The 14,125-nt window shown below is 72.3% G+C and carries 18 protein-coding genes and 1 riboswitch; of the genes, 8 read left to right on the top strand and 10 right to left on the bottom strand.

The window, feature by feature from the left end:
- Window positions 1-144: 144 nt before the first annotated feature.
- The 4 genes from NYF13_RS17230 to NYF13_RS17215 all read right to left on the bottom strand — a co-directional run bounded on the left by NYF13_RS17230 (window position 145) and on the right by NYF13_RS17215 (window position 3,226).
- Window positions 145-525, bottom strand: coding sequence for a DUF5684 domain-containing protein (locus NYF13_RS17230; protein ID WP_315658048.1), 381 nt, complete (start codon window positions 523-525; stop codon window positions 145-147).
- 236 nt (window positions 526-761) lie between these two features.
- Window positions 762-1,514 carry an ESX secretion-associated protein EspG gene (locus tag NYF13_RS17225; RefSeq protein ID WP_315658046.1) on the bottom strand — a complete coding sequence of 251 codons (753 nt, stop codon included), beginning with the start codon at window positions 1,512-1,514 and terminating at the stop codon, window positions 762-764.
- 3 nt (window positions 1,515-1,517) lie between these two features.
- Window positions 1,518-2,753 carry a hypothetical protein gene (locus NYF13_RS17220; protein WP_315658044.1) on the bottom strand — a complete coding sequence of 412 codons (1,236 nt, stop codon included), beginning with the start codon at window positions 2,751-2,753 and terminating at the stop codon, window positions 1,518-1,520.
- 53 nt (window positions 2,754-2,806) lie between these two features.
- Complete coding sequence (locus NYF13_RS17215; RefSeq protein WP_315658042.1) at window positions 2,807-3,226, bottom strand: hypothetical protein; 420 nt, start codon at window positions 3,224-3,226, stop codon at window positions 2,807-2,809.
- A gap of 210 nt (window positions 3,227-3,436) precedes the next feature.
- On the opposite strand from NYF13_RS17215, the gene NYF13_RS17210 reads away from it, so the two are divergent.
- From NYF13_RS17210 to NYF13_RS17185, 6 genes are all read left to right on the top strand, one after another.
- On the top strand, window positions 3,437-4,024 hold the full coding sequence (locus NYF13_RS17210) for a helix-turn-helix domain-containing protein (RefSeq protein ID WP_315658040.1): 588 nt from the start codon (window positions 3,437-3,439) through the stop codon (window positions 4,022-4,024).
- 44 nt (window positions 4,025-4,068) lie between these two features.
- On the top strand, window positions 4,069-4,635 hold the full coding sequence (locus tag NYF13_RS17205) for a TIGR03086 family metal-binding protein (protein WP_315658038.1): 567 nt from the start codon (window positions 4,069-4,071) through the stop codon (window positions 4,633-4,635).
- 202 nt (window positions 4,636-4,837) lie between these two features.
- Window positions 4,838-6,202, top strand: coding sequence for a hemolysin family protein (locus NYF13_RS17200; RefSeq protein ID WP_315658037.1), 1,365 nt, complete (start codon window positions 4,838-4,840; stop codon window positions 6,200-6,202).
- Window positions 6,199-7,242, top strand: a complete 1,044-nt coding sequence (locus tag NYF13_RS17195) for a hemolysin family protein (protein ID WP_315658036.1) — start codon at window positions 6,199-6,201, stop codon at window positions 7,240-7,242. The genes NYF13_RS17200 and NYF13_RS17195 overlap by 4 nt, the downstream gene beginning before the upstream one ends.
- On the top strand, window positions 7,239-8,120 hold the full coding sequence (locus NYF13_RS17190; RefSeq protein WP_315658035.1) for a 3-methyladenine DNA glycosylase: 882 nt from the start codon (window positions 7,239-7,241) through the stop codon (window positions 8,118-8,120). Before NYF13_RS17195 ends, NYF13_RS17190 begins: the two co-directional genes overlap by 4 nt.
- A 118-nt stretch (window positions 8,121-8,238) precedes the next feature.
- Entirely contained in the window at window positions 8,239-8,925 is a 687-nt protein-coding gene (locus NYF13_RS17185; protein WP_315658034.1) for a substrate-binding domain-containing protein, read from the top strand.
- 13 nt (window positions 8,926-8,938) lie between these two features.
- On the opposite strand, the gene NYF13_RS17180 is transcribed toward NYF13_RS17185, so the two are convergent.
- A complete protein-coding gene (locus NYF13_RS17180) occupies window positions 8,939-9,196 on the bottom strand; it encodes a hypothetical protein (RefSeq protein WP_315658033.1) in 258 nt (85 codons plus the stop codon).
- Entirely contained in the window at window positions 9,133-9,867 is a 735-nt protein-coding gene (locus NYF13_RS17175) for a hypothetical protein (protein ID WP_315658032.1), read from the bottom strand. Before NYF13_RS17175 ends, NYF13_RS17180 begins: the two co-directional genes overlap by 64 nt.
- 136 nt (window positions 9,868-10,003) lie before the next feature.
- Between NYF13_RS17175 and NYF13_RS17170 the strand changes: the two genes are divergently transcribed.
- On the top strand, window positions 10,004-10,360 hold the full coding sequence (locus NYF13_RS17170) for a nuclear transport factor 2 family protein (protein WP_315660343.1): 357 nt from the start codon (window positions 10,004-10,006) through the stop codon (window positions 10,358-10,360).
- Window positions 10,361-10,444: 84 nt separating this feature from the next.
- Window positions 10,445-10,545: riboswitch (glycine riboswitch) on the bottom strand.
- 41 nt (window positions 10,546-10,586) lie between these two features.
- Here NYF13_RS17170 and NYF13_RS17165 read toward each other — a convergent pair.
- The gene (locus NYF13_RS17165) at window positions 10,587-11,168 is read right to left on the bottom strand and encodes a MerR family transcriptional regulator (RefSeq protein ID WP_315658031.1); all 582 of its coding nucleotides are present in this window, start codon (window positions 11,166-11,168) and stop codon (window positions 10,587-10,589) included.
- A 257-nt stretch (window positions 11,169-11,425) separates the two neighbouring features.
- On the opposite strand from NYF13_RS17165, the gene NYF13_RS17160 reads away from it, so the two are divergent.
- Window positions 11,426-12,079, top strand: a complete 654-nt coding sequence (locus NYF13_RS17160; protein ID WP_315658029.1) for a TetR/AcrR family transcriptional regulator — start codon at window positions 11,426-11,428, stop codon at window positions 12,077-12,079.
- A 79-nt stretch (window positions 12,080-12,158) separates the two neighbouring features.
- Here the strand turns inward: NYF13_RS17160 and NYF13_RS17155 are convergent, their stop codons facing one another.
- The 3 genes from NYF13_RS17155 to garA form a co-directional block, all read right to left on the bottom strand.
- Complete coding sequence (locus tag NYF13_RS17155) at window positions 12,159-12,632, bottom strand: bifunctional nuclease family protein (protein ID WP_315658028.1); 474 nt, start codon at window positions 12,630-12,632, stop codon at window positions 12,159-12,161.
- A 220-nt stretch (window positions 12,633-12,852) separates the two neighbouring features.
- Complete coding sequence (locus NYF13_RS17150) at window positions 12,853-13,614, bottom strand: MerR family transcriptional regulator (protein WP_315658027.1); 762 nt, start codon at window positions 13,612-13,614, stop codon at window positions 12,853-12,855.
- The gene (gene garA / locus NYF13_RS17145) at window positions 13,611-14,078 is read right to left on the bottom strand and encodes a glycogen accumulation regulator GarA (RefSeq protein WP_315658026.1); all 468 of its coding nucleotides are present in this window, start codon (window positions 14,076-14,078) and stop codon (window positions 13,611-13,613) included. Before garA ends, NYF13_RS17150 begins: the two co-directional genes overlap by 4 nt.
- Window positions 14,079-14,125 lie beyond the last annotated feature (47 nt).

The following is a 14,125-nucleotide window of genomic DNA, read 5'->3' as shown; positions in this document are numbered from 1 at the left end:
GGCGGCGCGGTCTCCGGTGCCCGGCCCCGCTCCGGCGGCGACCGGCATCCGCGGGTGCTCGTCCGGCGACGCGCCCGAGCGCTGTTCACCCCCTGGGGGGAGGGAAAGGGCCGTGCGGGCGGATACCGCACGGCCCTTCTTCGATCAGCGTGCGGCCGGGCGGGTGTAGCGGGCGCTGCCGAAGGCGAGGATCAGGTAACCGATGACGGAGAACAGGAACAGCCCGAAGAAGCCGAACAGCCCGCCCTTGCCGAAGGCCCTCGCGACGTCCAGCGAGACGATGATCGCGACGATGAGGTTGACCAGCGGGATCAGCAGCAGGAGCAGCCACCAGCCGGAGCGCCCGGCGATCTTCAGCAGTACGTAGACGTTGTAGATCGGGATGATCGCCGCCCACCCGGGCCTCCCGGCCTTGGTGAACACCCGCCACAGGGCGATGATCATCAGGATCAGGAAGAGCAGTCCCGAACCGGTGCCGAAGCCCAGTCCGGGCCCGAAGACCGACGGCGAGTTGTCGTGGTTCATGGAAGCGGTGGTCGTCCTTCCGGGAGCAGCAGGGGGAAGCGGTGACCTTAGCGTCCGCCCCGCCCGGCCCGCCGGGTCGGCTCGGGTTCGCGCCCGCCCGCGAACCGGCCGGTCGTCCCGCTCTGCCGGGCGGATCGGGACGATGCCTTGGCTCGGCGCCGGATCGACGCTGAATCGGCATGGAATCGGCATGGATCGGCGCGGTCACGATCCGGCGGGCGTGCGGTGTCCGGCGCTCAGCCGATCAGGCCCGCGGCCATCCCCCGCAGCGCGCGGCACAGATCGACCGGACCGGCCGGGCCGAGGTGGATCACCGCGTCCGCGCCCTCGCCGTCGGTGTAGCTGAGGTAGCGGCCCCAGTCGGTGTCCGCGTAGTGCAGCGGCTCCCGCAACTGGACGTGCCGGCCGACCTCGTCACGACGGCCCGCGTACAGCTCGCCGCTGCCGAGGACCGGCCGCTGCACGAGGCTGACCACGTCGGCCACCGCCGGGTCCAGCGGATAGGCGTCCTCGCCGCGGCGGGCGGCCTCGTCGAGGTCGGAAACCCGGACCGTGCGCGGGTTCCCGCCGCCCGCGGCCACCGCCGGGAGCTGTTCGACCAGCGTCTCGACCAGCCGCTGCCGGTCGATCTCCTGGACGCCGACGTGCTCGCCGTCGGACACCGCGAGCACCGCCTGCAACCCGCTCGCCGCGGCCAAGACCCCGTAGGTGGTGTCGCCGACGCCCACCCAGCCGTAGTACTCCAGCGCCGGTTTGGCCAGCAGCGGCAGCCAGTCGAGGAAGTCCACGGTGGCCCGGCCGCGCGCGTCGACCAGCCCGGCCACCGCCAGCGCCTCGTCGACCCGCTTGGCCGCCTCGTCCCGTTCGACGTCGGAGAGCCAGAGCGGCTCCGGGCGCAGGGTCACGTGCAGCCGGCCCACCTGCTCGCGCTCGGCCAGCGCGGCCAGTGCCTCGATCGGAACGTCGACCCGCCCCGTCACCTCGGCCACCGCCTACTCTCCGAGGACCGGCGGGCTGGTCCGCTGGTCGGTGCCGAAGATCGCGTCCGGGTCGGCTTCGATCAGGTAGTCCGGGCGCTGGTGCTCCTCGTCCTCGGCCCCGCCACGGCGCCCGCCCGCACCCAGCACCCCGTCCGCCGCCCCGCCGCGGCCCGGTGCGGACCGGACCGCCGCGCCGGCGACGCCGGGACGCGGGCCCGCACCGCCGCGACCGCCCTGGGGATCGTCGACGGTGGCCGGGTTCTGGTGGCCGGTCGCGAACACCGTCGCACCCCCGGGCCCGTTCGGGCGGCCCGCGCCGTTGCCTGCGCCGCCCGGCGGCAGGCCCGGGGCCGGTCCGGTCGCGGCGAGCGGTGAGCCCGCCGTCGTGCCGGTGCTCTGCTCGGTGCTGGTGCTCGGCGTGGTACTGGTGCTCGGCGTGGTCGTGGTGTCCTGCGGTGTCGTGCCATCGCCGAACCGGACTGCGGGGTGACCGGGGTGACCGGCGTGACTGCCCGGTCCGCTGCCGGTCTCGGTATGACTGCCCCCGACCGCCGTCGAGCTCCCCGCCGGCGCACCGACCACCGCCCCCCGCCCCGGCCCGGCGGCGCCCGGCGTGGCCCGCCCGTCCGCCGGAACCGGAACCGGACCGGCACCCGGCGACCCGGGGCGCGGCGGCCCGGCGGGTCCGGTCCGGGCCGGCGTCTTGAGCCGGATCGCCGCGCCGTCCGGCACGAGGGTGCCGTATCCGGTCGGCAGCACCGACTTCGTGCTGGTGGTCACCCCGTCGTACTGGTCCATCACGCGGACGTTGGTCTCGTTCGCCGCGAGGTAGCGGTTCAGTCCGTCCTGGTAGGACCGCTGATCGCCGGCGGCCATGAACGGTCCGGCGATCGGGATGGCCGCCTTGAGCCCCGTGGTCCACGGGTTCGGCCGGTCCGGCTTGGGCGGCACCTCGACCACCGCGTGACCGGAGCTTTCGAAGCTGCCGGCCTGCATCTCCACCGAGGCGGTGGTCATGTCCAGCGGGTCGGCGGTGTCGTGGAACGCCCGCTCCAGCGGTCCGGCCCCGGCCTTCGCGGCATCCGCGGCACCGCCGGTCCAGGACTTCGCCATCCGGTTCTGCAAATCGCGGATGCCCTGCGCACGCTCCAGGTACGCCGCCGAGAGCCGCTGCACCTCGGCCGCCGCGTCACGCAGGCCCGCGGTGTCGCCGTTCTTGAAGTTCTCGTAGATCTGCCGGCCGTCCACCTAAGCCCCCTCGAAGGCCGCCGCGGCGGCCCGTCCGCCCGAACGCACCGCGGTCACCGCGCCCGGCCGAGGTCCGCGTTCGCCTGGTCGGCCGCCACCGTCCGGTCCCTGGCCGCCCGCAGTTTCTCCAGGTAGTCCTGCGCGTACCGCTCCATCGACCGGTTCTGGTCCTGCAACGCCACCAGCGAGTCCCGGCCCACCGCGACGTAGCCGCCGCTGGCCGGGTCCGCACCCGGCGCGGTGAGCCCGGCCAGGATCCCCTCGATCGCGCGGCCGTCGGCGGTGATCCGGTCCAGCTGGTCCCGCCACAGCCCGAGCACCGATTCCAGCTCGGCGGCGTCCATCTCGAACCGCCCGCCGCCCCCGCCCGGGCCGCCGTAGGCCGGACCGGCGGGCGCCGGGGCACCGAAGACGCTTTGAGCCGCACGGCCCGCTTCGCCGAAGATCAAGGCCGTTCCCTTCCCCAGTCTCACGCACCGTGATGGTGCACAGGGTAGTCATCGCACCCGCCGATGTCAGCAGTGTGCGACGACCACACCGCCGAAACCACACCTCCGGCCGCAGCCGGAGGGCGGGTCGGCGGAGGTGGGACGGCGGCCGGGACGGATCGGTTCCCGCGACTCCACGTCACAGTACGTACGTACGGATTGCGAGAACCCGGTCCCGGGTGTCAGGATTTCAAGATGCCACGGGTCAGCCAGGATCACCTCGACGCACGCCGGCGACAGATCCTCGACGGCTCGCGCGTCTGCTTCGCCCGCTACGGCTACGAAGGCGCCACTGTACGCCGTCTCGAAGAGGCCACCGGCCTGTCCCGCGGCGCGATCTTCCACCACTTCCGCGACAAGGAGTCGCTGTTCCTCGCCCTCGCCGAGGACGACGCCGTGCGGATGGCCGACGTGGTGGCCGAGCAGGGCCTCGTGCAGGTGATGCGCGAGCTGCTGGCCGGCGACAGCGAGCACCCGGCGGACTGGCTCGGCACCCGGCTGGAGGTCTCGCGCCGGCTGCGCACCGACCCGGAGTTCCGCGCGCGCTGGGCCGAGCGCTCCGAGCAGCTGACCGTGGCCACCCGCGAGCGGCTCAAGCGCCAGCGCGACGCCGGCAACCTGCGCGACGACGTCGACGTGGACGTGCTCACCGCGTTCCTGGAGCTGGTCCTCGAAGGACTGGTCTCGCACCTGGCCATGGGCCTGCCCGGCGACGACCTGGGCCCGGTGCTCGACCTGGTCGAGGAGACCGTGCGGCGGCACCGCCCCGGCGCCACCCGATAGGTTTTCCACGCTGCGCCGCCCGCGCTTTCGTGTTGAATGTGCCCGTGGACCTCCTCGACGCACACGGCCGGGCCGTCGACGTGTTCGACCGGGCCGTCCGCGAGACCGGCCCCGCCGGCTGGGGCCGCGGCACCCCCTGCACCGAGTGGTCGGTCCGGGACGTGGTCAACCACCTGGTCGCCGAGCAGTTGTGGGTCCCGCACCTGCTCGCGGGAGCGACGCTGGACGACGTCGGCGACCGGTTCGAGGGCGATGTGCTCGGCGAAGACCCGGTAGCGGCCTGGGCCCGGGCCTCGGCGGCGGCTCGGGCGGCGTGGCTCTCCCCCGGCGCCGTCCAGCACACGGTGCACGTCTCGTTCGGCCTGATCCCGGCCGAGGAGTACGGCTGGCAGATGACGCTGGACCTGGCCGTGCACGGCTGGGACGTGGCCACCGCGCTGGGCCGGCCCAACCCGGTGCCGGACGAGCTGGCGGGCCGGCTGCTGGACATGCTGCGGCCGATGGTCGAACAGTGGCAGGGCCTCGGCGTGTTCGACCCGCCGGTGGCCGCCGGCCGGACCGCGGACGCGCCCACCCGCCTGGTCGCGCTGCTCGGCCGGCATCCGCGCTGAGCCGCGCGCCACACCCCGGCGGCGCGGGCCGCGCGCCGGCCGCACGTTAGGATTGTCGGCATCGTCGCAGTACAAGCCGATTTTCCCTGCTAGGAGTGACTCGACCAGTGCGCGCCGCGCAGTCGCCCGGTGACAGTACCGGGCCGGGTGAGCAACCCGGCTTCCCGCTAGCCGTTCCCCCCGCCACGAAGGGCGCGACGGCATGACCGGCGCCCTGTTCTCCGTTCTCGGCGTGCTCGGATTCCTCCTGCTGACCATCGGCACCGGCCTCGCCGTGGCCGCGGAGTTCTCCCTCACCGCACTCGAGCGCAGCACCGTCGACGCCGACGTGCGCCAGGTCGGCGACCGCCGCTCGCTCGCGGTCCGGAAGGCCCACCGCACGCTGAGCTTCCAGCTCTCCGGCGCGCAGGTCGCGATCACCCTGACCACGCTGATCACCGGCTACCTGGCCGAGCCGCTGATCGGCGAGCTGGTGCGCCCGCTGTTCGGCGGGCTGTCCGAGGCGGTCGCCGAGGGCGTCTCGGTCGTCGTCGCCTTGGTGGTGGCCACGTTCCTGTCGATGATCCTCGGCGAGATGGTGCCGAAGAACCTGGCCATCGCCCGCCCGCTGGCCACCGCCCGCGCGGTCACCGGCTACCACTCGCGGTTCTCCGCGCTCTTCCGCTGGCTGATCACGCTGATGAACAACAGCGCCAACTTCCTGGTGCGCAAGTTCGGCGTCGAACCGCAGGAGGAGCTGCGCTCGGCGCGCTCGCCGCAGGAGCTGGGCTCGATCGTGCGCTCCAGTGCCGAGAGCGGCACCCTCGACACCTCGACCGCCGAGCTGCTCGACCGCTCGCTGCGCTTCGGCGAGCGCACCGCGGAGGAGCTGATGACCCCGCGAGTGCAGGTCGAGTCGCTGACCGTGGACGACAGCGTGGACGACCTGATCGAGCTCTCCCGCCGCACCGGCTTCTCGCGGTTCCCGGTCTACACCGAGGACCTCGACGACGTGCAGGGCGCGGTGCACGTCAAACAGGCCTTCACCATCACCGCGGAGGAGCGGGCCACGATGCGGATCGGCTCGGCCATGCGGCCGGTGCCGACCGTGCCCGAGTCGCTGTCCGGCGACGCGCTGCTCAACCGCCTGCGCGATTCCCGCTACCAGCTCGCCATCGTGGTCGACGAGTACGGCGGCACGGCCGGGCTGGTCACGCTGGAGGACGTGGTCGAGGAGATCATCGGCGACGTCCGCGACGAGCACGACGAAGGCGAGGCCCCGGCCTCGCAGCAGCTCGGCACCGACAGCTGGCTGGTCTCCGGCCAGCTGCGCGCCGACGAGGTCACCGACGTCACCGGGTTCCGGATGCCCGACGGCGACTACGAGACCATCGCCGGGCTGGTGCTGGAGCGGCTCGGCCGCATCCCGGCCGAGGGCGACGCCGCCGAGGTCGACGGCTGGTGGCTCACCGTCACCAGCATGGACCGGCACCGGATCGCCGAGGTCCAGGTCCGCCCGGTGGACGAGACGGCCGCACCGCGGGCCGGCGATCCGCCCGCGGCCTCGCGCCGGGGGGTGAAGGCGTGAGCGACTGGCTGAACATCGCCCTCGTCGTCGTCCTGCTGCTCACCAACGCGTTCTTCGTCGGCGCCGAGTTCACCCTGATCTCCTCGCGGCGCGACCGGCTGGAAGCGCTGCTGGAGCAGGGGAAGACCCGCGCGAAGATCGTGATCAACGCCAGCCGGCACGTGTCGCAAATGCTCGCGGGCGCGCAGCTGGGCATCACCATCTGCTCGCTGCTGCTCGGCCGCCTCGGCGAACCCGCCGTGGCGCACCAGCTCTCCGCGCTGTTCGACCTGCTCGGCCTGCCCGACCAGTTGCTGCACCCGATCTCGTTCGCCATCGCGCTGGCCTTCATCACCATGCTGCACGTGCTGATCGGCGAGATGGTGCCGAAGAACCTCGCCATCGCCGAGCCGGAGCGGCTGGCCCTGTGGCTGGTCCCGGTGCACGTGGGCTGGGTCAAGCTGGCCGGCCCGGTCATCTGGTTCCTGAACTTCGTCTCGAACTCGCTGCTGCGCGCGGTCAAGGTGGAGCCCAAGGACGAGCTGGAGACGGCCTACACCTCCGACGAGCTGGCCGAGTTGCTGAGCGAATCGCGCCGCGAGGGGCTGCTGGAGCAGTCGGAGCACCAGCGGCTCTCGCAGACGCTGTCCTCGGTGGCGAAGACCGTGGCCGACGTGCTGGTGCCGATGGCCGAGCTGACCACCCTCCCTTGTGGACCGACATTGGGCGACGTCGAGCGCGCGGTGTCCTCCACCGGGTTCTCGCGGTTCCCGGTGTGCACCGACGACGGCACGCTCACCGGGTACATCCACGTGAAGGACGTGCTCGACCTGGTGGGCCAGAAACCGTCGACCTCGGTACCGGAGGCCAAGACCCGCGCGCTGACCGAGTTGTCCTCCGACGCGCGGCTCGACGTCGCGCTTTCGGCCATGCGCAAGGAAGGCAGCCACCTGGCGCGGGCGTTGGACGCCTCCGGCCACCCGGTCGGCGTGGTCGCGCTGGAGGACCTGGTCGAGGAGTACGTGGGCACGGTGCGCGACGGCACGCACGTGACGGCGTGACCGGGCCGGTGGTGCTCGCCGAGCCCGAGTGGCTGGCCCGCGAGCGCGCGCACGCCGAGCGGATGCGGGTCTGGACCGGACCGCACCAGGAGCGCCGCGGCCGCGGTGAGCGGCATCCGGTGCTGGACTTCCTGTTCACCTACTACTCGCACCGGCCCGGGCACGTGGAGCGCTGGCAGCCGGGTCCGGGCGTCGTGCTCGCCGGACCGGCCGCCCGGCGGTTCCTCGACCGGCCGGCCTACGTCGAGACCGGGGACGGCGTGACGCTCGACCCGGCCGCCTTCACCGGCCGGCGGGCGCGGACCGCGGAGTTCGTGCTGGGCCTGCTGTCCGCGACGGCCTCGCGCGCGCCGCGGCTGAGCTGCTTCGGCCTGCACGAGTGGGCCATGGTCTACCGCGAACCGGCGGACTCGGTGCGCCACGCGCAGGTGCCGTTGCGCCTGGGCTCGGCGGGCACCGACACCGTGGTCGAGTCGATGGACATCCGGTGCGGGCACTACGACGCGTTCCGCTTCTTCACCGACCCCGCGCGGCCGCGCAACGGCCTCGCGCCCAGCCGGGAGAACCAGGCCGAGCTGGAGCAGCCGGGCTGCCTGCACGCGAACATGGATCTGTTCAAATGGGCCTACAAACTGGACCCGTTCGTCCCGGCGGAACTCGTCGGCGACTGCTTCGAGCTGGCCGCGGACGTGCGGGCCCTGGACATGCGGGCGAGCCCGTACGACCTGGCCGCCTACGGTTATCCCGCGGTCCGCATCGAGACGGCCGAGGGACGGGCGGAGTACGCCCGGTCCCAGGCCGCGTTCGCCCGCCGGTCCGCGCCGCTGCGGGCCCGGCTGATCTCCCTGTGCCGTCATCTGCTGGGTGATCAAACGTGAAATTCGTACCCTACAGACCACTCTGAGTGACAATATTCACGCAGAGTCGCTGGTCTGTTAGAGTGATGAAACTGTGACTGCATAGCTCTGCGTGTGCGCAGATACCGAAAGGATCACGATGGGGCGACACAGCCTGGCCGAAGAGCCGGTGCCGCACCCTCTCGACCCCCCGAAGCCCCAGGCCGGCCGCGGCGAGACGACCGGCTCGCACCGGGTCGTCGCCCGGCAGGCCCCGCGCCGCCGCATCGCGGGCTGGCCGATCGTCGCGGCGGGCCTGCTGGTCCTGATCGCACTCGGCGTGTTCGGCTGGAACTGGGCCGACAGCGTGCTGAACAACCGCGCCGAGGCCCAGGCCGCGAGCTGCACCGGCGGCCGGTCGCAGATCCGGGTGCTGGTCACCCCGCAGATCGCCAAGCCGGTGCAGACCGCCGCGGCCCGCTGGAACTCCGACCTCACCGTGGTGCACGGCAGCTGCGTCCGGGTCGAGGTCGAGGTCAAGGACTCGGGCGAGGTGCTCGGCGCGCTCACCGGCCAGACCGCGATGGACTCCATCGGCGGCCTGCCCGACGGCTGGATCCCGGAGTCCTCGTCCTGGTCCCGGCAGCTTTCGGCGGCCAAGCCGGACCTGATCGGCTCGCCGTCGATGAGCGTGGCCTCGTTCCCGCCCGCCGACTACCCGTTCATCGGGCTCGCGGGCGCATCCATCGACGACACCCAGCAGCGCGGCACGCAGAGCTTCCGGGCCTACCTCAAGGAACCGGCCCAGCAGGCCGATTTCGCGGCCGCGGGCATCCGGCCGTACTGAGGCCGGCCCCGGCTCAGCCCACCGTGTCCGGGTCCGGCCCCGTGCGGGTGCCGTTGTCCCATTCGGACAGTGCCGCCAGATCGTCGTCGGCCCGCTCGAAGTCGAAGACGGCGAAGTTCTCCCCGATGCGGGCGGGCGTGGCCGACTTGGGGATCGCGGGCTCCCCGAGGTGCCGGCCGCGGGCCAGCGGGGCCCAGGCCTCGGTCGCTATCCCGTGCTCGGCGTGGAAGGCGCGCAGCTGCGCCTGCTGCAGCCACGGGTGGAGCTCCACCTGGTTGACCCTCGGTCTCCTCGATCAGCCGGCGCAGGTGCGCCACCCCGAAGTTGGACACGCCGATCGCGTGCACCCGCCCCTCGCGCTGCAACTCGCCCAGTGCCCGCCAGCTCTGGACGGGTGCCGAAGGTCGCGACCGTGGTGAAGAAGGTTAGTTCCGTGCCGCGGTGGAGGTAGCCCAGCGGGACGAAGACGGCACCGGATCCGGGCCGCTCGACCTCCGGCCCCGGCTGGTCGCACGGGTAGCCGACCAGCTCGGCCAGCAGCCCGGCGAGCCCGGGGTCGGCGGTCGCCTCGGCCTGGCGGCGCGGCTGGCCGAGCAGGTGGGCGCGCCACTCCCCCAGGTTCAGCACGCTCGGCGCCATCCCGTCCGGGTGCAGAGTGACGCGCAGCACGTTCAACGGCGGCGCGAGCAGCTCCGGCGCGACTCCGTCGACCAGTAGCTGCAGGCTGGTGTTGGCCTCGACCAGGTTCCAAGCCGGGTCCACGACGGCGGCCGGGTACGGCTCGTGCCCGGCCAGCAGCAGCCGGACCGCGTCGCGCACGGCCTTCAGCTCCGGCCCGGCCAGTTCGCTTTCTCCGTAAGCGGGCGCGTACCCGGCGGCGAGCAGGAACTGATTGCGCTCCCGCAGCAGCACGCCGGTCGTGCTGCGGGTGGGCGCTCGCACCGAATTACGTCACCCCAGCACACTATGGCCCGCGGACGGGGCACCGTGGCGCTCAGCGAGGACAGCGAACCCGTTGTCCGCCAAGCAGAACAGGAGCCGCACAGTGTTCGATGCGCACACCACCGCCGAGCGGTAAATCGCCGTGTGGAACGAGACCCGGGACGAGCGCCGTTCGGCGCTGATCGCCGAGATGTTCACCCCGGAGGCCACCTACACCGATCCGCTGGGCGCGGTCCATGGCCACGAAGGGATCGACGGTTTCATCGCCGGGGCCCAGGCGCAGTTCGCGGGGTTGTCCTTCAGCCTGCCCGCCGCCCCGGACGCCCACCACGACCTGGCCCGCTTCCAGTGGCACCCGTCAAGAGGTCCGAACCACCCGCGAGCGACCCGAGCCGGGCTTGCGAAACCGGGTGCCGCAACGGGAATCCGGCGAGCCGAACGGCTCGAGCCGGAAGCCCTCCCCACTCTGTCTCCTGCCCCGAGGGGCGCCTGAGAGTTTCACCCGCGTGGTGAGCCGGGCTTGCACCGTCGGCGGGATCGGCCGGTGGTCACCAGCCGATCCGCTTTCCAGAGGCGTCTGGCCCGCGCGGTCCGGGGTGCCTGAGAGGTTCCGGGGAGGATTTGCTCCTTCGGCGCCGAGCTCGTGGATGCCGGCTCGGTCTCTCCCGCGCGGGTTCGTCGACCGCGGGCTCAGCTTACCCCGGGCCCGTCGGCGAGGGTCAGCCGGTCCGGCGGGCGTTGCGGCGCTGGGTGAGCTCGTCCGGTTCGAGCGATTCGACGACGCCGCCGTCGGCGCGTTCGGCCTGGAACTCGTGGATCGTGCCGCTGATCTCCTGCATGGCCCCGCTGACCGCGATGCCGAACACGCCCTGGCCGCCCTGCAGCAGGTCGACGATCTCCTCCGGCGAGGTGCACTCGTACACCGTGGTGCCGTCGGAGAACAGGGTCACCCGCGCGAGGTCGCGGACGCCCCGGACCCGCAGGTGCTCCACCGCGACCCGGATGTTCTGCAGCGAGACCCCGGTGTCCAGCAGGCGCTTGACCACCTTGAGCACCAGGATGTCCTTGAACGAGTAGAGCCGCTGCGAGCCCGAACCGTGCGCGGTCCGGATGCTCGGGGCCACCAGTTTCGTCCGCGCCCAGTAGTCGAGCTGCCGGTAGGTGATCCCGGCGATCTGGCACGCGGCCGGACCGCGGTAGCCGACCAGTTCGTCCGGCAACGAGGCGTCGGGGAACAGCTCGCCCTGCTCGCCGTCGGCGGCACGAACAGGCGGCCTCTCCGGACTACCAGCCTCGACCACGCAAGCCTCCCCTCGCCCGGTCTGACGACCGGGCAACGACAGCCGGTCGAGCCCAGGAGTGGGTACGGCCGGGGAGCACCGCCACGATCGCGTCCCAGTCAGCGAATCACATCATGGCGATTTACCGTCTTCGACGGTAAGCCCGCACCGCGGGGCGGTCAACGCGACGCGCGGCGCACCTCGAGCCCGTCTTGAGCCTTTGGTCCGTTCGTCGGTAGGTCCCGGCCGGTTTTACTCGGATGTGTTACTTTTTATCCATGCGAGTAAACCTGGATACGCAGGCCGAGCTGGGGTTGAGCGTCACGGAGGCGACGACCCGGGCCCAGGTCATCGGCGCGACCATCGCGACCATGGCCGCCCACGGCTACGCCCGGACCACCTTCGCCCGGATCAAGGAGCGCGCGGGACTGAGCAGCACCCGGATCATCTCCTACCACTTCACCAGCAAGGCCGGGCTGATGCAGGCGGTGCTCAGCACGGTCGCCGAGACCAAGGCGATGTTCCTGCGGCAGCGCAGCGCCGGGCTCAACGCGGGCGACCGGCCGGCCAACCTGCGCGCCCACATCGAAACCTCGGTCGCGTTCCTGCGCGACTACCCCGAATGCGTGCGGGTGCTGGCCGAATTCGCGGCGAACGGCAGCGACGCCGACGGCTGGGCGATGACCCCGGCCCTGCTCGACGGGCTGCGGGTCGGCGCCGTGCAGCGGCAGTTGCAGCAGGGCCAGGCCGAGGGGGCGTTCGGCGAGTTCGCACCGGAGGTGATGGCGATGTCCATCGCCCAGTCCATCGACGGGGCGGGCGCGGCCTACGCGGCCGACCCGTCGATGGACCTCGACCGGTACGGCCGTGAACTGGCGGACCTGTTCGAGCGGGCGACCGCCCCGCCGGGGCGGCGGCCGGGAAACGACTAGGCCCGCGTCGATGGACGCGGGCCCAGGGCTGCTGCAGGGGGCGGGCGCTCACCGGTCTCGGACGCGTCCGCCGGGTGGCTCAGGTGTCGGCGCCGCGGAAGTCCTCCGGGGAGACGGAGTCGAGGAACTCGCGGAACTTCTCGACCTCGTCCTCCTGCTCGTCCGGGATGATCAGCCCGGCTTCCTCCAGCACCGCGTCCACGGCGTGGATGGGCACGCCGGCCCGCAGCGCCAGCGCGACCGAGTCGCTCGGGCGGGCGGAGACCCGGACGTCGCCGTCGAAGACGAGCTCGGCGAAGAAGGTGCCTTCCTTCAGGTCGGTGATCACCACCTGCTCCAGCTCGCGGCCCAGCGCCCCGATGACCTCCTTGAGCAGGTCGTGGGTCAACGGCCGGGCCGGGCGGACCCCCTGTTGCTCCAGGGCGATGGCGGTGGCTTCGACCGAGCCGATCCAGATCGGCAGGTACCGCTCGCCCTCGGTCTCCCGCAGCAACAAGATCGGCTGATTGGCGGGCAGTTCCACCCGCACGCCGACGACGCGCATCTCGCTCATCGGGCTTCGCCTCCCTCTCGTGCCCACGGGCCACAGCACCGGCGACGTGCTCGCGCCGGTGGATCCGACGCTACCCGTCCTGCGGGCGCTGTGCTCGCTCGTGGCGGACATTCTCGGTTCGCGGCACCGCAGACCGTTCCTTCACGGTACGGCATGCGGAGGCGAACATTCAGTCATTGACATTCGACGTGAAAGGGTTTTCCCGTCGCCGGCGGCCGGCTCAACCCCCGGTCACGTCCCGGATCCCCGCCTTGACGAGCAGGGTGTGCAGCGTCACCGACAGCGCCGCCAGCTCCCGGACCACTTCGTCGGCCCGGTCCTTCGCGCCGGTCTCCCGGTGGCGGTACACGGGCGCCACGATCTGCTCCAGCAGACCGACTTCGCGGTCGGCCGAGGTGCGGAAGGCCCGCAGGTGCCTCGGCTCGATCCCGAATTCGGTCATCGCCTTCACGGTGCGCGCGACGTGCACCGAGTCGGAGTCGAAGAAGCCGGCGGCGCCGGGCCGGACCAGTCCGTACTGCCGCAGTTCGGCCAGGGTCGCGGCGTCGATGCCGGCCTGGGCCAGCAGCTCCTCCTGGGTCAGCCGGACCTCGCGGTCGATCTCGAAGTCCGACGGCCCCGGGAGACCGTGCTCCTCGGCTGGCGCGTCGAGCGGTACCAGCTTGCGCGGCAGGCGCGACGCGGGCGCGGCGGGCTCCCTCCCGGAGTCCGCCGCGTCCAGCTGTTCCTTGATCACCTTGAGCGGGAGGTAGTGGTCCCGCTGCGCGGACAGCACGAACCGGAGCCGCTCCACGTCCGCCGCGGCGAACTGGCGGTAGCCCGAGGCGGTGCGGCCCGGCTGGACCAGGCCTTCCGCTTCGAGGAACCGGATCTTGGAGATGGTGACATCGGGGAAGTCGCCGCGCAGGTGCGCCAGCACCGCCCCGATGCTCAACCCGTCGCGCCGGGCCTCCGAACGACCGGGCTGCCCGGCCGCCGTCACTGCGCTCCCTGGCCCCCGTGACCCGGGCCGGTCAGGAAGACCAGGCGGAACTTGCCGATCTGCACCTCGTCGCCGCCGGCCAGCACGGCCTGGTCGACCGGCTCGCGGTTGACGTAGGTGCCGTTCAGGCTGCCGACGTCGATCACCACGAACTCCCCGCCCTCACGCCGGAACTCGGCGTGGCGGCGGGAGACGGTGACGTCGTCGAGGAAGATGTCGCTGTCCGGGTGCCGCCCGGCACTGGTGGTGTCCCGGTCGAGCAGGAAGCGCGAACCCGCGTTGGGACCGCGCTTCACCACCAGCAGGGCGGAACCCGCGGGCAGGGCGTCGACGCCCTGGACCGGTGCCTCGGCCGCCGGTGCGGGCTCGTGGCCTTCGACATCGGCCAGGAAATCGGCCCGGAAGACAGAGGTCCGCTCCGGAGACTGCTCCGGGGGAACGCCGGGCCCGTCGTTCGTGCTCACCTGAGCTCTCCTCTACACAACTTAAAACCATGGACCAAGAACGTGTG

This window comes from Amycolatopsis sp. PS_44_ISF1 (genome assembly GCF_032335455.1).
In the GTDB taxonomy this organism is placed as follows: Bacteria; Actinomycetota; Actinomycetes; order Mycobacteriales; family Pseudonocardiaceae; genus Amycolatopsis.
Note: the sequence above shows the minus strand (reverse complement) of the source record. Positions and strands in the feature narration are given on the sequence as shown.